The 23,446-nt window shown below is 25.2% G+C and carries 23 protein-coding genes; 7 read left to right on the plus strand and 16 right to left on the minus strand.

Annotated features, from left to right (window positions below):
• Positions 1-2 precede the first annotated feature (2 nt).
• The 7 genes from mnmG to STAIW_RS05360 are packed head-to-tail and all read right to left on the minus strand — an operon-like array spanning position 3 to position 8,146.
• Positions 3-1,874 carry a tRNA uridine-5-carboxymethylaminomethyl(34) synthesis enzyme MnmG gene (mnmG, locus tag STAIW_RS05330; protein ID WP_020834805.1) on the minus strand — a complete coding sequence of 624 codons (1,872 nt, stop codon included), beginning with the start codon at positions 1,872-1,874 and terminating at the stop codon, positions 3-5.
• 21 nt (positions 1,875-1,895) lie between these two features.
• On the minus strand, positions 1,896-3,410 hold the full coding sequence (gene metG, locus STAIW_RS05335) for a methionine--tRNA ligase (RefSeq protein ID WP_020834806.1): 1,515 nt from the start codon (positions 3,408-3,410) through the stop codon (positions 1,896-1,898).
• A 2-nt stretch (positions 3,411-3,412) separates the two neighbouring features.
• Positions 3,413-3,937 carry a phosphoribosyltransferase gene (locus STAIW_RS05340; protein WP_020834807.1) on the minus strand — a complete coding sequence of 175 codons (525 nt, stop codon included), beginning with the start codon at positions 3,935-3,937 and terminating at the stop codon, positions 3,413-3,415.
• The gene (gene purB, locus STAIW_RS05345) at positions 3,937-5,235 is read right to left on the minus strand and encodes an adenylosuccinate lyase (RefSeq protein ID WP_020834808.1); all 1,299 of its coding nucleotides are present in this window, start codon (positions 5,233-5,235) and stop codon (positions 3,937-3,939) included. The genes STAIW_RS05340 and purB overlap by 1 nt, the downstream gene beginning before the upstream one ends.
• Positions 5,236-5,246: 11 nt before the next feature.
• A complete protein-coding gene (locus STAIW_RS05350) occupies positions 5,247-6,536 on the minus strand; it encodes an adenylosuccinate synthase (RefSeq protein ID WP_020834809.1) in 1,290 nt (429 codons plus the stop codon).
• Positions 6,537-6,548: 12 nt separating this feature from the next.
• Positions 6,549-7,112 carry an aminoacyl-tRNA hydrolase gene (gene pth, locus STAIW_RS05355; protein ID WP_020834810.1) on the minus strand — a complete coding sequence of 188 codons (564 nt, stop codon included), beginning with the start codon at positions 7,110-7,112 and terminating at the stop codon, positions 6,549-6,551.
• Entirely contained in the window at positions 7,112-8,146 is a 1,035-nt protein-coding gene (locus STAIW_RS05360) for a ribose-phosphate diphosphokinase (protein WP_020834811.1), read from the minus strand. Before STAIW_RS05360 ends, pth begins: the two co-directional genes overlap by 1 nt.
• A 201-nt stretch (positions 8,147-8,347) precedes the next feature.
• On the opposite strand from STAIW_RS05360, the gene STAIW_RS05365 reads away from it, so the two are divergent.
• Together STAIW_RS05365 and STAIW_RS06280 are read left to right on the plus strand one after the other, a co-directional pair.
• The gene (locus STAIW_RS05365; protein WP_020834812.1) at positions 8,348-9,880 is read left to right on the plus strand and encodes an ABC-F family ATP-binding cassette domain-containing protein; all 1,533 of its coding nucleotides are present in this window, start codon (positions 8,348-8,350) and stop codon (positions 9,878-9,880) included.
• Positions 9,881-9,908: 28 nt separating this feature from the next.
• Positions 9,909-10,070 (plus strand): hypothetical protein, encoded by a 162-nt coding sequence (locus tag STAIW_RS06280; protein WP_020834813.1) that lies wholly within the window; start codon positions 9,909-9,911, stop codon positions 10,068-10,070.
• A 13-nt stretch (positions 10,071-10,083) separates the two neighbouring features.
• On the opposite strand, the gene STAIW_RS05370 is transcribed toward STAIW_RS06280, so the two are convergent.
• The 3 genes from STAIW_RS05370 to rnmV are packed head-to-tail and all read right to left on the minus strand — an operon-like array spanning position 10,084 to position 12,086.
• Positions 10,084-10,722 (minus strand): GHMP family kinase ATP-binding protein, encoded by a 639-nt coding sequence (locus tag STAIW_RS05370; protein ID WP_269077224.1) that lies wholly within the window; start codon positions 10,720-10,722, stop codon positions 10,084-10,086.
• Positions 10,723-10,753: 31 nt separating this feature from the next.
• The gene (rsmA, locus tag STAIW_RS05375) at positions 10,754-11,554 is read right to left on the minus strand and encodes a 16S rRNA (adenine(1518)-N(6)/adenine(1519)-N(6))-dimethyltransferase RsmA (RefSeq protein WP_020834815.1); all 801 of its coding nucleotides are present in this window, start codon (positions 11,552-11,554) and stop codon (positions 10,754-10,756) included.
• A gap of 1 nt (position 11,555) precedes the next feature.
• Positions 11,556-12,086, minus strand: coding sequence for a ribonuclease M5 (gene rnmV / locus STAIW_RS05380; RefSeq protein ID WP_020834816.1), 531 nt, complete (start codon positions 12,084-12,086; stop codon positions 11,556-11,558).
• Positions 12,087-12,180: 94 nt separating this feature from the next.
• Here rnmV and mreB (STAIW_RS05385) point away from each other — a divergent pair, with 94 nt between their 5' ends.
• The 5 genes from mreB (STAIW_RS05385) (at position 12,181) to mreB (STAIW_RS05405) (ending at position 18,580) form a co-directional block, all read left to right on the plus strand.
• Positions 12,181-13,224 carry a rod shape-determining protein gene (gene mreB, locus STAIW_RS05385; RefSeq protein ID WP_020834817.1) on the plus strand — a complete coding sequence of 348 codons (1,044 nt, stop codon included), beginning with the start codon at positions 12,181-12,183 and terminating at the stop codon, positions 13,222-13,224.
• Positions 13,225-13,433: 209 nt separating this feature from the next.
• Positions 13,434-14,468 carry a rod shape-determining protein gene (locus STAIW_RS05390; RefSeq protein WP_020834818.1) on the plus strand — a complete coding sequence of 345 codons (1,035 nt, stop codon included), beginning with the start codon at positions 13,434-13,436 and terminating at the stop codon, positions 14,466-14,468.
• Between the two features lie 61 nt (positions 14,469-14,529).
• Positions 14,530-16,185, plus strand: a complete 1,656-nt coding sequence (argS, locus tag STAIW_RS05395) for an arginine--tRNA ligase (protein WP_020834819.1) — start codon at positions 14,530-14,532, stop codon at positions 16,183-16,185.
• A 164-nt stretch (positions 16,186-16,349) separates the two neighbouring features.
• Complete coding sequence (mreB, locus tag STAIW_RS05400) at positions 16,350-17,387, plus strand: rod shape-determining protein (RefSeq protein ID WP_020834820.1); 1,038 nt, start codon at positions 16,350-16,352, stop codon at positions 17,385-17,387.
• A gap of 134 nt (positions 17,388-17,521) precedes the next feature.
• Positions 17,522-18,580, plus strand: coding sequence for a rod shape-determining protein (gene mreB, locus STAIW_RS05405; protein WP_020834821.1), 1,059 nt, complete (start codon positions 17,522-17,524; stop codon positions 18,578-18,580).
• A 94-nt stretch (positions 18,581-18,674) separates the two neighbouring features.
• Here mreB (STAIW_RS05405) and STAIW_RS05410 read toward each other — a convergent pair whose 3' ends face one another.
• The 6 genes from STAIW_RS05410 to rpmH form a co-directional block, all read right to left on the minus strand.
• Entirely contained in the window at positions 18,675-19,469 is a 795-nt protein-coding gene (locus STAIW_RS05410) for a TatD family hydrolase (RefSeq protein WP_020834822.1), read from the minus strand.
• Positions 19,470-19,482: 13 nt separating this feature from the next.
• Positions 19,483-20,829 carry a tRNA uridine-5-carboxymethylaminomethyl(34) synthesis GTPase MnmE gene (gene mnmE / locus STAIW_RS05415; protein ID WP_084676615.1) on the minus strand — a complete coding sequence of 449 codons (1,347 nt, stop codon included), beginning with the start codon at positions 20,827-20,829 and terminating at the stop codon, positions 19,483-19,485.
• Between the two features lie 84 nt (positions 20,830-20,913).
• The gene (locus STAIW_RS05420) at positions 20,914-21,477 is read right to left on the minus strand and encodes a hypothetical protein (protein WP_020834824.1); all 564 of its coding nucleotides are present in this window, start codon (positions 21,475-21,477) and stop codon (positions 20,914-20,916) included.
• Positions 21,458-22,675, minus strand: a complete 1,218-nt coding sequence (gene yidC, locus STAIW_RS05425; protein WP_020834825.1) for a membrane protein insertase YidC — start codon at positions 22,673-22,675, stop codon at positions 21,458-21,460. The genes STAIW_RS05420 and yidC overlap by 20 nt, the downstream gene beginning before the upstream one ends.
• Positions 22,676-22,681: 6 nt before the next feature.
• The gene (gene rnpA / locus STAIW_RS05430) at positions 22,682-23,011 is read right to left on the minus strand and encodes a ribonuclease P protein component (protein WP_020834826.1); all 330 of its coding nucleotides are present in this window, start codon (positions 23,009-23,011) and stop codon (positions 22,682-22,684) included.
• Positions 23,012-23,019: 8 nt separating this feature from the next.
• Complete coding sequence (gene rpmH / locus STAIW_RS05435; protein WP_020834827.1) at positions 23,020-23,154, minus strand: 50S ribosomal protein L34; 135 nt, start codon at positions 23,152-23,154, stop codon at positions 23,020-23,022.
• Positions 23,155-23,446 lie beyond the last annotated feature (292 nt).

Consider the following 23,446-nt stretch of genomic DNA (forward strand, 5'->3'; position numbering starts at 1 on the left):
AATTAGACCTCATTATATTTCTTTTTTAAATGAAATAACAGCATCTGAATATCTGCAGGATTAACTCCAGTTATTCTAGAAGCTTGACCGATTGAAACTGGTTTAACTTTTTCAAGTTTTTGTCTTGCTTCTAACGCAATATTTTCTACATTTCTATAATTAATATCAATTGGAATTTTCTTATTTTCCAATTTTACAAATTTTTCAATCATTTCATTTTCTTTTTTTATATAACCATGAAATCTAATCATTATTAATAAAATTTCTAATTGTTGTTTTGATAAATAATTTAATTGCTTTACATGTTTTTTAAAAATTTTCATTTCAACTTTTGGTTGTTTTAATATTTCATATGCACTAAATCCTTGTTGCAAATTTGCTTGGTCTTTTTCTTTTAATTCAACTGCCAATTCGCTTTTTGGAGTAAATCTAATTGTTTTTAAAAGTTCAATCGTATCATAAATTTGTTTTTCAAAATTTAGAAAATCTTTATAATCTTTTTCAGAAATTAATCCCATTTCATACCCATATTTTTTTAGTCTAATTTCTGAATTGTCATTTCTTAGTGTTAATCTGTTTTCAGCTCTACTTGTAAGCAATCTATATGGTTCAACAACACCTTTATTAATTAAGTCATCTATCATAACACCAATATATGATTCACTTCTTTTTAAAATTAAAGGTTCTTTAAATTCTAATTTTCTAGCAGCATTTATTCCTGCAATTAATCCCTGACCCGCTGCTTCTTCATATCCACTTGTTCCATTTATTTGACCAGCCAAAAATAAATTTTCAATCATTTTTAATTCCAAAGATAACTTTAACTGTTGAGGATCTATACAATCATATTCAATTGCATATGCTCACTTATCAACAATAACATTTTCAAAACCTGGAAGACTTCTTAACATTTTATCTTGAATTTCAATAGGCATTGATGTTGAAAAACCTTGAACATAAAAAGTATCAAGTTCTTTTGCTTCTGGTTCCAAAAATATTTGATGTCTTTCTTTTAAATTAAATCTAACAATTTTATCTTCAAAACTTGGACAATACCTTGGACCAACTGACTCAATTTCACCCGAATACATTGCAGATTTACTCAAATTATCTTCAATTATTTTTTTAGTTTCTAATGTTGAATGAATTAAATAACAAACCTCTTGTTTTTCAATTGGAGTAAATTTTGATGTTGAAAAAGAAAAAGCTAATTTATCATCAGTTCCAGGTTCAATAGATGCTTTTCTTAAATCAATTGAGCTTTTTTTTACCCTTGGAGGAGTTCCTGTTTTGAATCTAAAAGTTTTTAAATTTAATTTTTGAAAAGTTTTACTAAGTGATTTGGTCGTTATTTCTCCATTTGGGCCACTTTCAAATTTTTCTTGTCCTCTGTGAATCAAACTTGAAAGATAAGTTCCTGTTGTCAAAACAACAGCAAAACAATTTATTATTAAACCACTTTCCAATAAAACACCTTTAATTTTGTTTTTATCATCTAATAAAATATCTTTCACAATGTCAACAACAAGCTGAAGATTTTTTTGACTTTTAATCTTACTTTGCATATATTTTGAATATTCAATTTTATCCGATTGTGCTCTTAAAGCTCAAATACCGGGTCCTCTTGAAGAATTTAATAATTTTATTTGTAGTGCAGTTGCATCTGCTGCTTTTGCCATTTCCCCACCGAGTGCATCAATTTCTCTTACAACTATACCTTTAGCTGGTCCTCCAATTGAAGGATTACAGGGCATTGTTGCTATTTTATCCTCATATAAGTTTATTAATATAGTTTTTTTACCCATTCTAGCTGATGCAAGAGCTGCTTCAACACCAGCATGACCAGCACCAACTACTACAATATCAGCTCACATAAAAGCACGCCTTTCTATATATTATTTTATTCTTTCAAATAAAATTAATTTATCAGTTATTTTTCTAAATTTTAATTCTTTAAATAAAGATTTAAAATTTACTTCATCAGGTTTTAAACCCATTTGCATAATCATTTTTGAATATGATTTAACTAAAATTGGCTTTAATAAATAAGAAATAATAATAATGTTTCTTTGCAAAATTGAAAGTACTTTTGCAAGTTCCTCAATTTTATTTTCCTTTTCTAAATTTCAAGGTTTTGAGTCTTCAATAAATTTATTTAATTCTTGTGAAAATTTTAATACTACAGAAATTGCTTCTGAAAAATTATATTTATTCATCAAATCTTTATATTCATCAATAACTTCGAATCCATTTTTAGTTAATTTTTCTTTTGAAATATCAATAACTGGTAATAATCCATCAAAATATTTAATTATCATATTTGAAACTCTTGAAATTAAATTACCAACATTATTTGCAAGATTATTATTAAATGATTCAATAAATAATTCTTCTGAAAAATTACCATCTTTATCTGTTGGTAAATTATTTATAATATAAAATCTTAATGCATCACTTGAAAAATTATTTATTATTTCCAATGGATCAATCACATTTCCAATAGACTTTGACATTTTTTTGGAACTACTTAAAATTCAACCATGAGATAAAATTTTATCTGGCATTCTTAAATTTAAAGAATTTAAAATAACAGGTCAGTAAATTGAGTGAAATCTTGTTATTTCTTTTCCAATTATTTGTAAAATTTCAGTATCTTTTGCTCAAAATTTTTTAAATAATTCATCATCTTTTGTTTTATAACCAAGTGCAGTAATATAATTTGAAAGTGCATCAATTCATACATAAATTACATGCCTTTTATTTTCATTTATTGGAATTCCTCAATCAAAATTCACTCTTGTTACCGAAAGGTCTTCTAAATCATTATTAATAAAATTATTTAACATTTCTTTTTTTCTAGTTTCTGGCTCTAAAAAATTTGATTCAAATAATTTTTGTAAATATTTTTGGAATTTTGAAACTCTTAACATATATGTTTCTTCTGAAAAATCAATTGCTACATTTTGACACACGTCATGAATAAAAAAATCATCCATTTGCTCTGATGTTAGAAATTCTTCACAACTAATACAATATTTCCCTTTGTATTTTGATAAAAAAATTAAATCTTTTTCCACTAATTCACTAAAAATTTTTTGTACTGCTTCAATATGATCATCATCTGTTGTTCTTATAAATCTATCATAACTAATATCTAAAAGATTTCAAAGGTTTTTAAAAGATTCTATTATTGGATCAACATATTCTTTAGGACTTAAATTATTTTCTTTTGCTTTTTGTTGAATTTTTTGTCCATGTTCATCTGAACCTGTTAGAAAAAAAACATCATATCCATCTTCCTTTTTAAACCTAGCAATAACATCCGCAAGAGTTGTTGTATAAGCATGCCCAATATGCAATTTTCCACTTGGATAATAAATTGGAGTTGTAACAAAAAAATTTTTTTTCATACTTAATCCTCTTTAATAACTAAACTATAGATTCCTTTAAGTCCTCTATAACTTTCTTTATAAGTTAGTCCATAGCCAACTACAAAATTATCATCAATTTTAAAAAGTGTTGTATAATCTTCACTAAATTCTCGTGTTTTTGAGTTTTTTTCAATTAAAGTTAAAATTTTTATATCCTTTGGTTCTTCCTCTTTTACTAAATTGTATAACCGAGATAAAGAATTACCATTAAATAAAATATCATTAACAATTAAAACATTTTTATCCTTAAGTGTTGTTTTTAATCCCAAATCAATTTTAACTCTCTTATCTTTTTCTTCATGAATTGGAGTTGTAACAAATTGAATAGTTACATCAATTGGCAATTCTCTAATCAAATCTGCAATAAAAATAAATGAACTTGATAAATCTGCTACAATTGTTAATTGCTCATTTTCATATAATTTTGCAAAATCTGCTGCTGCTTTAACAATTGCAGCCTTTATTTCCTCTTCTGTTACTAAAGTTACTAATTTTTGTGTGTCCATTATTTTGTCATTACCTTTCTAAACATTTTATCTATATTTCTTGTAAAAATACTCAAATTAAATAAATTATTTAATTCATTTTCTGAAGAAATAAATTTTAAAATTCCCTTTTCTAAAAGAATTTCTTTAAATTCTTTATTTGTTTTTTGACATTCTAAAGTGCATTCTTGAATAAAATCATAAATTTCTTCTCTTGAAAAATCATATTTTATAAGTATATAAGTTAATATTCTTTGACTAAAAAATATTCCTTTTTGCTCTGAAATATGTCTAGTAATATTCTCATGATTTATAACTAAATCATCTATAGTGTTTGTCATTCTTTTTATTACATATACTATTATATTATAAATATCTGGTAATATTAATCTTTCATTAGAACTATGTGAAATATCTCTCTCATGTCATAAAATATTATTTTCAAAAGCAGTTGTTACAAATGATCTTACATATCTTGCAAGACCACAAATATTTTCAGAGCTTATAGGATTTTTTTTATGAGGCATTGAACTTGAACCTTTTTGTTTTTTATCAAAACCTTCACAAATTTCTTGAACTTCACTTCTTTGGAAATGCCTAATTTCAGTAGCCATTTTTTCTAATGTTGTTGCAATATTTGCTATTATTGAAACTAAAAAAGCATGTCTATCCCTTTGAGTTACTTGTGTGGATATGTTATCAATACCTAAGTTTAAATTTTTAGCAACTTTTTCTTCAATCTCAATTTCTAAATTTGCATAGTTTCCCATTGACCCAGAAATTTTTGCAACTTCAATTTGTTTTCTTGCTAAATTAAATCTTTCTAACTGACGATTAATTTCATCAAATCATAATAAGAATTTTAATCCTAAAGAGGTTGGTTCACCATACATACCATGAGTTCTTCCCATTATTAAAACTTCTTTATTTTCTAAAGCCTTATTTTTTAAAACAAGTAAAAGATCTTCAAGATATTTAAGTAAAATTTCATTTGAATTTTGAATTATTTTATTTTGAGCTGTATCTACAATATCTGTAGATGTTAAACCTAAGTGAATTCATTTTCTTTCAGAATCAAGTGATTCTGAAATTGCTCTTGTAAATGCAACAACGTCATGTTTAGTTTCTGTCTCAAGTTCAAGCATTCTTGACAATTTAACTGAGGCGCTAGTTTTTATTTTATGAAAGTCATTTTTTGGAATAACTCCTAATTCCATTCAAGCTTTTGCAACTTCAATTTCAACATCTAATCAAACTTTAATCTTCTCTTCATCTGACCAAATTTTTTCAATTTCTTCTATACAATAACGTTTAAGCATAATTTTCTCCTTTAAAATAAATGTTCAAGAACTACTGTTTGATTTCTGTCTGGACCAACAGAAAATCCTGTAATTTTAATTTCACAAATTTTTTCAATTAATTTTAAATAATTTTTTGCTTCATTTGGAAGTTGATCAAATGAGGTAGCATTCGATATATCTTCTGCTCAACCAGGTGTATCAATATAAATTGGTTTACATTGTTCATATTTAAAATTAGTTGCTGGAATAGAGTTTAGTTCCCTACCATTCATTTCATACTTAACACAAATTTTTAATTCATCAATACCTGATAATACATCAAGTAATGTAATAAAAATACAATCTAATCCTGATGTTCTAATTGCATGCTTTAATGCAACTGCATCAATTCAACCAACTCTTCTTGGTCTTTTTGTGTTTGAACCATATTCATGCCCTCTTTCTCTTATTCCATTACCAATTTCATTAATTAATTCTGTTGGAAAAGCGCCTTGGCCAACTCTTGTAGAATAGGCTTTTACTACTCCAATAGTAGTATTTATTAATTTATGACTTATTCCGCTTCCGATTGAAACATTATTAGCAGAAGTATTTGAACTAGTAACGTATGGGTATGTTCCATGATCAATATCTAACAAAGCACCTTGTGCTCCTTCAAAAAGAACTCTTTTTCCTTCTTTGATTGCAGCCTCAATATATGAACCACAATCTATAATGTCTTCTTTAATTAAATTATATGCACTAATTAAGTCATTATACATTTCTTCAAAATTTAACGGTTCTTGATTAAAGACATTTTTTAAAAATTTCATTTGGTAATCATAAACTTCTTTAAATTTTTCTTTAAAATCAGGATCACTCACTTCTCCTAATCTAATTCCAATTCTTGAAACTTTATCTTGGTAGGCTGGTCCAATACCCCTTTTTGTAGTACCTATTTTTTTACTCCCTTTTGCTTCTTCTTGACACTCATCTATTTTTATATGATAAGGAAAGATCAATTGAACTCTATCTGAAATTAATAACTTTCCATGTTCAATACTGCTATTTTTTATAATATTAAATTCTTCAACTAATTTGGTTAAATTAACTACACATCCATTTGCAATTATATTTATAACTCTTTTATTAAAAATTCCAGACGGTATAATTGTGACCTTATGTTTTTTACCATTAAAATTAATAACATGACCAGCATTATCCCCACCAGAAAATCTTACAACAAGATCTGTTTTTTGAGCAAAGTAATCAGTCATTTTTCCTTTACCCTCATCACCTCATTGTGCACCAACTATTACTAATGAATTATATTTTTGCATTTATTTTTCTCCTTAGTTATATTTATTCATTATTTTTAATAAATTTTTATCAACAATAAATTCTTTAATAAATAATGAAATTTTATTTATTTTTTCTTCAATACAAGCAATTTCAGTTTCACTCATTTTTGATAAGACTCAATCAACAATTTTAAAATTATAAGGAGGTATTCCTATTCCAATTTTTAGTCTATTAAAATTTTCTGTTTTAAAATGTTGAATTATATTTTTTATACCGTTATGTCCTCCAGCACTTCCTTTTTCTTTAAATCTAAGTTCTGCAAGTTTTAAATCCTTGTCATCATAAATAACTAAAAAATCTTTAATATTAATTTTATAATAATTCATTATAGCAATAATTGATTCTCCTGATAAATTCATATAAGTTTGAGGTTTTACAAACAAAACTTTTTCATTATTTATATTTGAAAAAAAAATATGTGCTTTGAAATCATCAATTTTTTTTTGAAAACCATATTTTTCAAGTAATTTATCTATTGCAATAAAACCTGCATTATGTCTAGTATAAGAATATTCTTTACCTGGATTACCTAAACCTACAATTAAAATTGGCATTATTCTCAATCCTTTAAATATTTTTGTATACGTTTTTCAATTCCTTCTTTTAAATCATCATAAACAGATGTTAAAGAATCTTTTTTGTAAGATGATAAAATCATATTCGCAAGTAATTGATCCACTGAAATAATTTTTAAACCTTTAAATTTTTTTTCTTCTTCAATATTAATAGTATCTGTAATTACTACTTGTTTAATTATTCCATCTTTCATAGCATTTTCCATTTTTTGTTTTGCATCTCCATTAAATAATCCATGACATGCAATTATATATATTTTATCTGCACCTTGTTCTTTTAATGCTTCTGCACCTTTTATAATTGTTCCACCAGTATCTATCATATCATCAATTATAAAACAAGTTTTTCCTTTGATATCTCCTAAAATAAATTCTACTTCCGCCTTATTCGGTTCTGGCCTTCTTTTTGCAATTACTGCAATACCATTTGTAATATTACCAGTATATTTTTCAATACCATGAACTCTTGTTAATCCTCCATGATCGGGCGATACTAAAATGCAATCTGCTGGATTCATTTTTTCTGAAATAATAGTATCAATTATTTCAGAAGCAACTGTTTGAGCTGTGGAAAAATTGTCTGTTGGAATATTAAAAAACCCCATTATTTGTGTTGAATGTAAATCTACTGTAATTACTCTATTTACTCCTGCTTTTTCAATTAAATTTGCAACAAGTCTTGCAGTAATTGGTTGTCTTCCTTTTGCTTTTCTATCTTGACGTGCATAACCAAAATAAGGAATAACTACATTAATTCTTGCTGCACTTGCTCTTTTAAACGCATCTACTGCAATAAGTAATTCCATTAAATTATCATTTACTGGTTGATTTGTAGACTGAATAATATAAATTTCTTGTCCTCTAACTGAATCAAGTGATTGAACAATCATTTCTCCGTCCAAAAATTTTGAAGTTTGAGCTTGTGACTCACTAACACCTAATAAATCACAAATTTTTTTAGTTAGTGGTTTATTTGATGATAAACCAAAAATTTTTATTTTACTTTTATCCATTTTTTTATCTCCCTATTAATAATAACAAAATTAATATAGTAATTAATTAAGATTAAAACAAAAAACATAATTTAAAGGTATTTTAATATTCTTTATAATGAAATAATTCTATAATTTTTGATTAAATTACTAGAAGCAATAATATAAAAATCATATATAATCACTATTAGAAATTATTTTCTTTTCTGGAGGGTTTTAACAATGGGATTAGTATTTTTTAATGATTTTTCACATGCTAATGGAGGTAAAAAATTATATGATAATACATCAATTAGACTAAATAGAGGTGAACATATAGCTCTTATTGGTCCAAATGGTGCAGGAAAAACAACTTTACTAAACATAATTGCAGGTAAAATGCCTGTAGATAAAGGTGAATTAAAAATTCATTCTAAAACAAAGATTGGCTATCTAGATCAACATCAAGATGTTAATTTAAAAGAAACTGTCGATCAATATTTAAAAGGAGCATTTAATGAATTATTTGAGCTTGAAAAAAGGATGAATAAAATTTATGAAGATATGGTAATTGAATATAATGAGGATTTACTAGTAAAAGCTTTAAAATATCAAGATATCTTAAATTTAAATGATTTTGATTCAATAGATAAAAAAATAGGTAATTTAGTTACAGGTTTAGGAATTGGTCAAGAAAAATTAAATTCTAAAATGGAAGAACTTAGTGGTGGACAAAGAGGAAAAGTAATTTTGGCAAAGTTACTACTAAGTGGAAATGATTTTTTACTACTTGATGAACCGACTAATTTTTTAGATCTTAATCAAGTTGAGTGATTGGCAAAATTTTTAGAAAATTATGAAAAAGCATTTATAATGGTTTCACATGATAATGATTTTATAAATAAAACTTGTGAAATAATTTATGCCTTAGATAATTTAAAATTAACTAGATTTGTTGGGAATTACGATAAATATTTACAAGAGTCAGAACTAAAAAAAGAGCAATATGATAAAGCATTTATTTCTCAACAAAGAGAAATAAAAAAATTAGAAACTTATGTAGCAAAAAATAAAGCAAGAGCTTCTACTGCAAAAAGTGCGCAATCAAGACAAAAAGTATTAGATAAAATGAATGTTATTTCTGAAAGAAAGGATCTAACAAAGCCAAAATTTGCTTTTTCTTATAAGAGGCCTTCAACTAGTGTTATTGTTAGAGCAGAAGAACTTGTTATAGGCTATGATTCACCTCTTTTACATTCACTAAATTTTGAATTAAGAGAAGGTGAAAAATGCATTATAAGTGGTAGAAATGGTATTGGAAAAACAACTTTTTTGAAAACTATGGCTACAGAAATAAGTGCTTTTTCTGGAAAAGTAGAGTTAGGTAATAATGTAGAATATGCTTATTTTAAACAAATTGAAAATGTAAATGGAATTTCAGCAATTCAATATTTTATGAATAAATTCCCAACAATTACAGAATCTGAAGCAAGATCAAAAATTGCTCAATTTGGTGTAAAAAATACACTAATGATGCAACCTATGGAAACTTTATCTGGTGGAGAGCAAACAAGAGTCAGACTTGCTGCCTTGAGTATGATACCATGTAGTCTTTTAGTTCTTGACGAACCAACTAATCATATTGATGTTTTAGCAAAAGAATCTTTATTAGAAGCTATTGAAAATTTTAATGGAACTGTTATATTAACAACTCATGATATAAACTTTTCAACAAATTGAGCAAATAGAACACTTGATTTTACAGATTTAGTGTAAAATAATTTTAATACTTGGAGGTGTTATAATGGGTAATAAACAATTTGATGCAGGTTGTTTTAAATGTGTTGAAGAGATGCAAAAAACAACAAGTGGTGGAGTTGCTTCTAATATACTTGCAAGTAAAATGCAACAAAATCTTGCACAACAAGATTTAAATAGCATTCACTTATGTTCAAAACATTCATAATAAAAACGAACCTTTAAGGTTTGTTTTTATTATTTTTAATAAATGTGGAACCTGAACCACTCATAAAACCCAAATTTGCAAACTTTACTAACTCTGGATATAAGGAAAGTGCAGGAATTGTTAACATATTTTGTTCTTTTCGATTTTTTCAACTTTCTATTTTATCAAATTGACTATAAACAAGTTTTGTGTCTACTTCAATATTTGTAAATATAAGATTTTCTTTTTTAATTATTACTCTTGTTCTTCTTTTATATACCCTATTTCCATATCCTTTTACATAGGCAGTATTGAATTCTTTAATAAAAAAGTAACAGTCCATACCAATTTTTTTTGCAATTTTTTTAAGAATTTTCTTATTATTAGTAAAAGCTTTTGCAACAGAAATTGCATTGCTACTCCCTCCACCAAGACCAGAACCTAATGGAATATTTTTTTTCAAAGTGATAGAGTAAAAATTTTTAATTACTTTATGTTTTCTTAAAATTTCTAAAACTTTGTATATAAAATTTTCAGTTTCTAATTTTTTAATATTACATTTAATTTTGTCCATTTTTAATTTGTTTTTATTAATAACAATCTCATCATATAGATTTTCAACAATTGTAAATAATGATTTTATTTTATGATATTTTCCTTTTAATTTATACACTTTCAAGAACAGATTCACTTTAGCATAACTTTTAATCATTTTTTATTACCATATCAAAAATTTTAATAAAATTATCTATTGAAATATTTTCTGGTCTTAAATTAGAATTTATTTTAAGAGAATCTAATATAAATTGTGCTTTAATTTTATCTAAAGTAAAGTTTGTTAAATTATTTAATATATTTTTTCTTTTATTATTAAAAATTTTTCTCACAAAATTAATAAATTCTTGTGGTTTTCTTACTTTTTGTATATTTAAATCGTTAAAAATTAATGTAACAATTGAAGAATCAACATTTGGTATTGGTTTAAATAAATTTCTACTTACTGTAAATTCATACTTAGGAGTTGCATAAAGTTGAACCGCTATAGATAAATTATTGTAATTATTTTCATTAACCTTTGCGCATATTCTTTTAGCCACTTCTTTTTGAACCATAAAAACAGCTTTATTTAAATATTTTGATAAGTTTAAAGTTTTAAATATAATTGCACTAGTAATATAATAAGGTGTATTTGAAATAATTGAAACATTCTTAATATTATTACTCAATATTAATTTTTCTAAGTCTAACTCTAGTACATCTGAAATAATTAATTCAAAATTAGAATTTAAAATTTTAGACTTAAGTATTTTTTCCATGTCTCTATCAATTTCTATTGCAATTACTTTTGAAAACTTATTACACAATTCTTCTGTTAAAGCTCCTTTTCCCGGACCAATTTCAATGATTAAGTGCTCATATTCTTCACCCAATGTTGAAATAATTTTTTTAATTAAGTTTTTATCTGTTATAAAATTTTGTCCAAATCTTTTTTTTGCATATTCCATACTATTCTCCTAAAATTTTTTTGATTTTCTCAGAATCTAAATTTAATAAATTAATTCATTTAAATAATTTTTTTACATTAATATTTTCACTTCAATTAAAGTTTTTTGCAATTTTTATTCTATTTTCTTTTAAGTGAAAATCGTTATTTAGAAAGTCAAATCAAGAAATTAAAAAATTATTAATATTAAACTTAATTAAATTAGAAAGAGAATTTATAATATCTTCATCATTTGCCTCTGCAATTCCTATTTTTTTTGAATTATTTATATTTTTTTTGTTGATAAACGCATTAAAACATTTAAAATTAAGATACATATTAATGTTATCTCGTATTCTATTTCCAGGTCCGTCTGGATCTGTAAAAACAATTATGCCACGTTTAGCATTAACAGCTTCTATTAATTTTAGAGTTTCATTAGATAAAGCAAGCCCATTAGTTTCTATTGTATCAATATTATTTTTACCAAAAATTTTTTTTAATTTTAAAGTATCGGTGATACCTTCTACTACTACTACTTGTTTTATCTTCATAATAAAAACCTTTCTATTTAATACTAGCATTTAAAAAGCGATTATAGTATAATTATACACGAAGGGTTTTTTTCTTATAGAGGAGGAAATAAAAATGGCATCATGAGACCGTAAAAGAGAATTCGTTGCACTTGACCTAGGAACAGCTAACGTTGTTGCATACCTAGGTGGACAAGGGATCATTTATAATGAACCTTCAACAATGGCATACGATGTACATACAAATACAGTTGTCGCTTCTGGTGAACAAGCATATGAAATGATTGGAAAAACTAACGACGACATTAGAATGGTAGTTCCATTAGTTGATGGGGTTATCGCAGATTTAGATGCAGCAAAAGATTTAATTAAAATAATCTTTTCTCGTATCAAATTATCAGACATCTTAAAAAATGCTTTAGTAGTTCTGGCTTGCCCTTCAGGAGTTACTGAATTAGAAAGAGGAGCATTAAAACAAGTTGTTGCTGATATGGGAGCAAAAAATGTTCTAGTTGAAGAAGAAGTTAAATTATCAGCTATCGGAGCTGGAATTAATATTTCATTAGCAAGTGGACATTTAGTTGTTGATATTGGTGGAGGAACTACTGATATTGCAATTATTTCAGCTGGAGATATTATTATTTCAAGATCAATCAAAGTTGCTGGAAATCACTTTGATGAAGAAATTAGAAAATATATTCGTGCTGAATACAACGTTTTAATTGGTATTAAAACTGCTGAAAAAATTAAAATGGAAATTGGGGCATTAACAAAAATTGATAATGGTCGTACATTCCGTGCATTTGGACGTGATGTTATTTCTGGGTTACCAAGAGAAGTTGTTATATCACCAGACGAAGTTAAAAATGCACTATTAGCACCTTTTTCAAAAATCACAGATTTAATTGTTGAAGTTATGGAAAACACACCAGCTGAATTAGCTGGAGATATCATTAGAAATGGTATTACAATATGTGGAGGAGGAGCTTTAATTAGAGGAATTGATACTTATTTTGAATCAATATTTCAATTAAAAGTAACTAAAGCTCAAGATCCGTTATTTACAGTTATTGAAGGAACAAAAGAATACGAAAAACAAGCAGAAAAATGATTAGAAGTTGTAGAATTACGTGATTCAAGAGAATACAATATTAAATAATAAAAAAAGAAGTACATTAGATACTTCTTTTTTTATTTAAATATGATAGAAATTTAATACATATTTTTTAAACTTTTGTAATAAAAAAATAAATATATATTAAATTAAAAAAATAAAAAAATGTATTTTTTATTTTTTTAAACTTATAATATAGTAGAATAATTTTAGAAATTAATTAAAATATATTTATAGATAAAGAGGTAAATTTTATGGCAAAAACAAGTTTGAGATCAAGAAAACATATTGCTATAGATATAGGTACAAGTAAAACAAGGATTTATATAGAAGGTTTAGGAATAGTTTTTAATGAAGCAAGTTTAATTGCTACTGATTATAAAACAAAAAAAATTATTGCCATTGGAAATACAGCAAAAAACTTTATTGGTAAACTTAACGGGTCTCTTCAAATAAAATATTTATTAAAAAAAGGAACAGTTACAGATTTAAATTTATTAAAAGTTTTTTTATTTTATATTTTAAGAAAATATGAAAATGAAATTAAGGGAAGTGTAGTAACTTTGGCTTGTCCAACAAGCTTAACTTCTTTAGAAAGAAAATCATTAATAGATTCTATTAAATCACTTGGCGTATTCTATATTAATGTAGAAGATGATATAAAATTAGCATTATATGGAGCAGGTGTAGACATTACTAAACCAGAAGGATATCTTTGTTTAGATATGGGCGCTGGAAAAACAACTGCTGGAATAATTGTTACTGGTGGAACAATCAATTCAAAATGAACAAAAGCTGCAGGTATTAGTATAGATAATGAAATAATTAAATATTTAAAATCAAAACATGGGATGATGATTGGTGAACTTACAGCAGAAGCTGTTAAAATTTCTATTGCTTCATTAATTAAAATGAAGCAACCTCTTAAAACAAAAGCTTATGGATATGATTTAGGTTCTGCTATGCCAAAAGAACTTGAATTAAGTGATACTGAAATTTCAAAAGTTTTATTAGCAACTTTTGGAAATATTACTGATACAATAACAAGTTTACTTGAAGAAGCACCAAATGAAGTTGCTGGAGATATAATAAAAAACGGTTTATTTATTACTGGAGGGCTTTCAAATGTTCATGGTGTTAAAACATTTTTTGAAAATTTTTTTGAAATACCTGTTAAAATACCAAAAAATTCTAATACTGCTGTAATTGATGGTGCCATTGCACATAAAGAATTGACAATGAAAAAAATTGAAATTGAAATGAATCCAATTCAAGAAAATAATTGATAATAAGACTTTAATAGTTTTATTTTTTTTTATAAAATATTACTATTAGAAATTGAGGTATAAAATGAATATTTTTGTAAATAAAATTAATGATATTTTAAGAAAAGCTATAAAAGAATTAGATTATATTGGAGAAATAATAATTGAAAGACCTAAATTAATTCAAGATGCGGATTTTGCAACTAACTTTGCACTAATTAATGCAAAAAAAAATAATTTAACTCCATTAGAAATTGCTGAAGCAATTGTCAAAAAAATTCAAAAAAATGAAATGTTTGAGAAAGTTGAATTTGTAAAACCAGGTTTTATAAATTTTAGAATCAATAAACCTCAATTTAATTCTGTAATTAAAGAAATAAATATTTTAAAAGAAAATTATGGCAAATCAAAAAGAAAAAACTTTTTATATAATTTAGAGTTGGTTTCTGCAAATCCTACTGGCTTTTTACACGTAGGTCATGCTAGAAATGGAGCTATTGGTGATTCAGTAGCTAGAATCTTAAAATTTGCAGGTTATGACGTTCAAACAGAATACTATACAAATGATGCTGGCAATCAAATAAATATTTCTGCAACAACACTTTTTTATTACTATAAAAAAAAATTAGGCTGCAAAATCGATGCACCTGATGAAATGTATGGTGGTGACATGTATTTAGAAATAGCTCAAAAATTTGTAGATAATTATGGTAATAAATTTATTGAAATTGAAATTGAAAATAATAAAATTAATAACAAAGAAGTCAATGAAATATTTAAGTCAAAATCTATTTTCTATTTCATGCATGAAATTAAAAAACAATTAAAAAGTTTTGATATTAATATTGACTATTATTCAAGTGAAGCAAAAATGTATGAAAAAAATATGATTGAAGATGTTATCAAAAAATATCAAGAATTAGATAAAACATATTTAAAAGATAATGCATTATGGCTTAAAACAACTCTCTTTGGTGACGATAAAGATAGAGTATTAAAAAAAACTGATGGATCATATACATATATAACGCCTGATATTGCAAGCCACGTAGACAGAATAAAAAGAACATTAGCAAATAAATATGTAAATCTTTGAGGAGGAGATCATCATGGATATATTATTAGATTAAGATCAGGTTTAGCTCTTTTAGGTTATGATTTTAATCTTTTAGATATTGATATGATTCAAATGGTAAGATTAATTAAAGATGGAAAAGAATTTAAAATGTCAAAAAGAAAGGGAACAGCTGTTTGACTAATAGATTTACTTGAAATGGTTGGAAAAGATGCAATTAGATATATGCTTGTCTCAAAGACACCCTCAAGTCACATGGATTTTGATTTAGACTTAGCTATTGAAAAAAATTCAGTTAACCCTGTTTATTATGCACAATATGCAACAGCAAGAAGTAAAAAAATTATAATTAGTTTTGAGGAAAAATTAATTAATATTGAAGATTTAGATTTTAATTTTGAAACTCAAAAAGAAAGAGAAATAATAATTCACTTGGATAGCTTCAACTCAACAGTTGAATATGCAGCAAATTATAGATTGCCTAATATTATTTGTGATTATATTCAAAATCTTTCAAAATTATTTCATTCATATTATGCAGAAACAAAAATAATTGATGAAAATATTGAAAAAACTAGCCAAAAAATTTGATTAGTTAAATCAATTTATCAAATTTTAACCAATGCTTTTAATTTAGTTGGTATTTCAGTAAAAGATGAAATGTAAATTTTAATTTGATTAGAATTTATATTTATTTATAATTAATAAAATATTACTAAGGGACAATTTGCAAATTGTCTTTTTTTATGCTAAAATCAATGAAGATTATGTATTCTATTTTTAACTAGAAATACTTAATTCATTAAAAATATTTAAAAGGAGAAATCATCATGGCATTAGGAAATAAAAAACCAACTTTCGTGTCAATGGACCTTGGAACTGCAAATACTTTAGTTTATATTGCTGGACAAGGTATCGTTTATAATGAACCATCAATAGTTGCTTACAGAATAAAAGAAAATAAAATTATTGCTGTAGGAGAAGAAGCTTACAAAATGATTGGAAAAGGAAACAAAACAATTAGAGTTGTAAGACCAATGGTTGATGGAGTTATTACTGACATTAGAGCTACTGAAGCTCAATTGAGATATATTTTCTCAAAATTACGTATTACAAAACAATTAAAAAATTCAGTTATGTTATTAGCATGTCCATCAGTTATTACTGAATTGGAAAAAACTGCTCTTAAAAAAATTGCAGTTAATTTAGGTGCAGATCAAGTATTTGTTGAAGAAGAAGTAAAAATGGCTGCCTTAGGTGGAGGAGTTAATATATATGCTCCAACAGGAAACTTAATAGTTGATATGGGTGGAGGAACTACTGATATTGCTGTTTTAGCATCTGGAGATATTGTTCTTTCAAAATCAATTAAAGTTGCAGGAAACTATTTAAACGATGAGTGTCAAAAATTTATTCGTTCACAATATGGTTTAGAAATTGGTTCAAAAACTGCTGAATCAATTAAAGTTAATGTTGGTTCATTAGCAAAATATCCAGATGAAAGACGTATGAAAGTTTATGGACGTGACGTTGTTTCTGGATTACCAAGAGAAATTGAAATTACACCAGAAGAAGTACGTGAAGTATTAAAAGTACCTGTATCAAGAATTATTGATTTAACAGTTCAAGTTTTAGAAGATACTCCACCAGAATTAGCAGGAGATATTTTTAGAAATGGTATAACTATTTGTGGAGGTTGTGCCTTAATTAGAGGTATCGATAAATATTTTGCAGATACATTGCAATTGCCAACAAAGGTTGGAGAACAACCATTACTTGCTGTTATTAATGGAACTAAAAAATTCGAATCAGAAATTTGAGAAATTATTAAATCTCAAAGACTTCATGATGACATAATGAATAGATAATATTTATTATTTAAAGATACTAATTAAATTAATTAGTATCTTTTTTTCATTCTTGTAATATTATAAATATTGTTTTATTTCTTTTAAAATAGTATAATGATTACACATAATTTATTATGAAGTAGGAGGAAAATATGAAAATAGACGAACGTACATTTATTGCATTAGATTTAGGTACTAGTAATATACTTGCTTTTGTTGGAAAACAAGGAATAGTTTATGACGAACCATCAATTATGGCATATGATAATATGACAAACTCATTAGTTGCTCTTGGTAATGATGCATACGAAATGGTTGGAAAGACAAATGATAACATAAGAATGGTTATTCCAATTAGAGATGGAGTTATTACTGATTTAGATGCAGCAAAGGATTTACTAAAACATGTTTTTGGAAAATTAAAAATGTTAAATGATTGAAAAAATTCAATCATCTTATTAGCTTGTCCAAGTGAGGTTACAAAACTTGAAAGAGATGCTCTTAAACAAGTTGCATATGATATGGGAGCAGAAATTGTGATTGTTGAAGAAGAAGTAAAAATGGCTGCTTTAGGAGCAGGTATCAACATTGATGTTCCAAAAGGAAATATTGTTATTGATATTGGTGGAGGAACTACTGATATTGCAATTATTTCGGCTGGAGATATTGTTATTTCTAGATCAATTAAAGTGGCTGGAAATGCTTTTGATGAAGAAATTAAAAAATATATTCGTTCAGAATATAATGTAACTATTGGTGATAAGACAGCAGAAAATGCAAAAAAAGAACTTGGTTCATTAGCAAAATATAAAGGTGAAAGAACACTATCTGTTTTTGGTAGAGATATTGTATCTGGTTTACCAAAAGAAGCAATTATAAGCTCAGAAGAAATAAGAAATGTACTTGTAAATGCATTTAGTAGAATTACTGATTTATTAATTGAATTAATGGAAAATACACCACCAGAATTAGCAGGAGATATTATTTCAAATGGATTTACAATATGTGGTGGAGGTTCACAAATTAGAGGAATAAAAGAATACTTTAATGGCATTTTCTCAGTACCATGTCAAATTTCTCCAAACCCACTAACTGGTGTTATTGAAGGGGCAAAAACTTTTCAAAAAGTAATTAGCAACAGAATTGAAAATGACTATTATGGTAAAAATGCAAAAAATGTTAAAAAAGGAAGTCAAAGTTCATATATCTAATAAATAAAAATTTAAATAATATTACTAATAAATTAATTTAAAAATCGTGCTTAAATAGCACGATTTTTAAATTTTTATACCTAAAAAATTATTTTTAATTAATATTAAACACTTTAAGTGCATTATTTGTAGTTGCTTCAATTACATCATCTTTTGTAATGTTTCTAATATTTGCAATTTTTTCAATTGTATAAACAATTTCTTTTGAAGTATTTATTTTACCTCTTTTTGGTTCAGGTGTTAAATACGGTGCATCCGTTTCTACAATCATTTCATTCAAAGAAAGTTTTTCAACAGTTTCATGTAATTCATAAGCATTTTTAAATGTAACTACACCTGGAATAGAAATTAAATATCCTCTAGTTGTAAATTTTTTTGCCAATTTTATTCCTCTTGTATAACAATGGACAATTGCCTTTTTAACCTTTAAATCATCTAAAATTTCCAATGCATCATTGTAAGCCTGCTCAGAGTTATCATTATCTCTTAAATGCATCATAACAGCTAAATCATTTTTCATTGCAATTTCGATTTGTTTTCTAAAAAAATCCTTTTGAATTTCTTTAAACTCAGTAGAATAATAGTAATCTAATCCAATTTCGCCAATAGCAACAACATTATCGCCATGAGATAATAGTTCAATTTCTTCTAAATCTTTATTTAAAAAATTTTGTACATCATTTGGGTGAATTCCAACTGCTGCATAAACATTTGAAAATTTTAAAGCATATTTCACAGCTTGTTTTGAAGATTCAATATCAAATCCAACACAACAAAATCTAGAAACTCCACTAGCTTGAGCCTCCTCTATCATTTCTGATGTTTCAATTTCCTTTTCCTTATAAACACTATCATTAAAATGTGTATGTGTATCAAAAATTCCTGCCATTTTTATTTTCTCCTTATTTTCCTAGACAATATTTTCTAAAAATATTATCAATAACTTCATCATCTGCATCAAAAATTCCTAATAAATTATTAATTATTTTCAATATTTCATATAGTTCGATATTTATTAATTCACTAGAAAATCCTGCTTCTAAATTTTCTAATGAAATTCTTATTAAATTAAAAATTTCTTTAAATTGCTCAATATGATATAAATTTGTTAACATTGGTAAATCATTTTCTAATAGTTCTGAATCATTAAAGTCTTTTTCTATTTTTGTTAATAACTCTTCAATATTATTAGTTAATGCTGATATTTTTACAATATCTTTAAATTTTTTCTCTACCTCATTAATTTGTGAAGTACTTAATGTTTCTACTTTGTTAAGAACTACAATGTGTTTTTTCTCCTTAATTAAATCATATAGTTCCATATTAATTTTGTCATAATTTATTATAAAAAAAATAAGTTCTGAATTATTTATTAAAGAAATTGTCTTTTTAACACCAATTTTTTCAACGATATCATTCGTTTCTCTAATTCCTGCTGAATCAATTAAATCTAATGTAAAATTTTCAAAGTTAATTGTTCCTTCAACAATATCTCTAGTAGTGCCTTCAATATCTGTAACAATTGCTTTTTCATCATTTAGCAATGAATTTAACAATGATGATTTTCCCACATTTGTTTCACCTAAAATCAAAGTTTTTATTCCATGATTAATTGTATTTATTCTTTTACTTATTTCTATTGTTTTAAAAATAATATTTTCAATTTTTTTTAAACTAATTTTAATTTCTTGTATTGATGCTCCCTCTATATCATCATAATCTGGATAATCAATAGAAGTTTGAATTTTTGAAATTAAGTCAATAATCTTTTCTTTTAAATCCAAAATTTTTTTATTAGAACTTCCTTCTAAGTTCAAAGCATTAATTTTAAGTGATAATTCATTTTTCGATTCAATTAAATTATTTATTCCCTCTGCTTGAAGTAAATTTATTTTTCCATTTAAATAAGCTCTTTGGGAAAATTCCCCTGGTTTTGCCAATCTTGCTCCATTTTCAATTAATAATGAAATAATTTTATTAGTTAAAAGTATTCCACCATGACAATTAATTTCTACAACTGTTTGACCAGTAAATGATTTATTTCCAATAAATGTTAATATTAATGACTCATCGATTAGATTATTTTTATCATAGATTTTTCTTAATTGAAATTTATTTTTTAATTCCAAGTCTTTTTTTAAAATTTTATTTACAATTTTTATGGAATCATCACCTGATAATCTAACAATTGAAATTGCTTGTTTTGAAATTTTTGTTGCACAAGCTACTATAACATCATCTAAATCTATTTTCATAATATCTACTTCCTAAAAACAATTATAACAAAAGAAAACTCAGAAAATAAATTTTCTGAGTTATGTAAAATAAAGTATTTATTTATTTTTAAGTTTATACATTATTTTTATTTTTCTTTCCCCAATAGGGCCAATCGTTTTATATTTAATTAACGTGTATTTTAGAAGATATTCATTAATTTTTCTTCTAATTAGTTTTGAATAAACTGGTAAAATAATATCTTTTTTTTCAACCAAAACACTTCTAACTATTTTTCTAAGTTTTTCCATACTAAATTCCTTTTCATTTATTCTAGAAATGCCAAAATTAATTATTTCAAAATTAAAATTTAAGTTAAATTTATTCAAAATTATATATTTAATAAAATTTACAATATTTCTTCTACTGTTAGAGTCCAATTCTTTACTTGAATAATAAGAAATTATATTTTTATTTTGAGATTTTAAATGAAAAAAACTAATTATTTTAATATTTGAAATTATTAAAAATTGCTGTTGTACGAAATTTAATATTTTTAATCTATCTTCATTTGAAATAAATAAAAATACTTCATTTAGTTTATTTTTATAAAACCAATCAACATTTGGTTTTTTGTTAACAAAGAAGTGATTTATTTTTTGATTATTTATTTTTAATTTCATTTTTTACTTTAGAAGCTGCAATTTTACTTTTTTCAATTTGTTTTTCTCTTTTTCTTTTAAAACGACTTGCCTTTGATTCTCTTAAGAAGTGGAAAAGCAAAGTTTGAATTATTTGAAAAGTTGATGAAAAAATTCAATATATTGCTACACCTGCAGCAATATTAAAAATAATAAATACAAACATTACCATAAATACAATTTGCATAATTAATTGTTTTTTTCTAGCTTTTTTTTGTTGTTCACTTTCCAATTTAGATTTCTTCTTAAACATTTGTAAGAACATTGGCAACAACATAGAAACTATTTGCAATGGTAAATATACAACTATAAGTGAAATATAAACTCAATTCCCCTGTCTAATTTGCTCTCAAGGAACTTCAACTAATGTAATTTGGCCTACAGTTGCAACTTTTAAGGCATGTGTTGCTCTTACAACAGAAAACATAGCAAATAAGAAAGGCATTGATAAAAATGAAGTTGCAATAGAACTTAAAGGACTTATACCCTCTTTTTTATAAAGAGCCATTAATTCCATTTGTTGTCTTTGCTTTGCAGTTGGATCAAGTGAACCTTTATATTTTGCCTGAATTTCAGCTTGTTTCGATTGCATACCTTGCATTTTTTCTTGATTAAGTTGAGTTTTTCAAGTAAAACCAAGTGTAATTAATCTTATTAATATTGAAGTAAATAAAATTGCAAATATAACTGAAATTCCATATTCAACAGTTTGAGAATTTAAAACACCATTTTCTAAACCTGAAAATAACCTAACAAATCCAACAAGTATATATGCTAATGGATAAACAAAAAATCCATAAAAAGGTGAAGATGTAACTGAAAAGGCTTCTCCTCAAGTTGAAATTGCTTTAAAGCTAAATTCTGATATTTGTCCACTTTCATCAAATTGAAATCAATGATTTTTTGAACCATAATCACCTAATGATTTAATAATTATTTCAAAAGCTACCCCAGGAGAATAAATTTTATTTCCTGCCATATCTGTAACTTGGCCAACTGTATATTGGGGTTGATACATTTGTACACAACCTCATAACATAGAAATAATAACAAATACAAATAAAATTAATTTAGTTCAAACTCATATTATTTTTGCTATCTCTTTCTTTGTTTTTTTATTTTTATTATTACCATTATTATTCAAATATTTCGAATAATCTTGTTTGTACAAATTAATCACCCGATTCTATTCCATTAATGAAATTATTTTTTGAAGTTCAATTAAATTAAAATCATATGAATTATTTAAAAATTTTTGTCTTGCAATTATAACAACATCAAAATTTTTATCATTACTTTCTTGCAATATTATATAAATCATTGATCTTATTTGTCTCTTAATTTTATTCCTCAATATAGCATTACCTATTTTTTTCCCCACAGAAATTCCATATCTAAGTCTTTTAACTTCGTTCTTTTTAAAAAAAACAATATAACTCTTATTTTTATTACTTTTTCTAGCAGAAATTATTTTTTGAAATTCATAATTCTTTTTGATAATGTTTTTATTTTTCATAAATTATATTAAGCTGTTAACTTTGCTCTACCTTTAGCTCTTCTTGCTTTAATAATTTTTCTTCCATTTTTAGTAACCATTCTTGCTCTAAAACCATGTGTTCTTGCATGTTTAATTTTACTTGGTTGTCAAGTTCTTTTCATATTATTACCTCCTTTTTTTAAGAAAACTTCATATAAAATTATATAATAAAAATCAAAATATTCATAAATTAACTTGATTTTCTTTTATTATAAATAAGAACAAAAAAATAGAATTATATATAATTACTTAATAACTTTTTTATGTGGATAACTAAATAAAAATCAATAAGAATGAACCATTTTTTAAATTTTTATTAACAAATAAATTTTATTTTAGTATTTTTATAAGTTATGCACATTTTTAAAACGTGTATAACTTATAATTTAATTATAATTAATTGAGGTGGACTAA

Origin of the sequence: Spiroplasma taiwanense CT-1, assembly GCF_000439435.1 — a bacterium.
Taxonomy (GTDB): domain Bacteria; phylum Bacillota_I; class Bacilli_A; order Mycoplasmatales; family Mycoplasmataceae; genus Spiroplasma_A; species Spiroplasma_A taiwanense.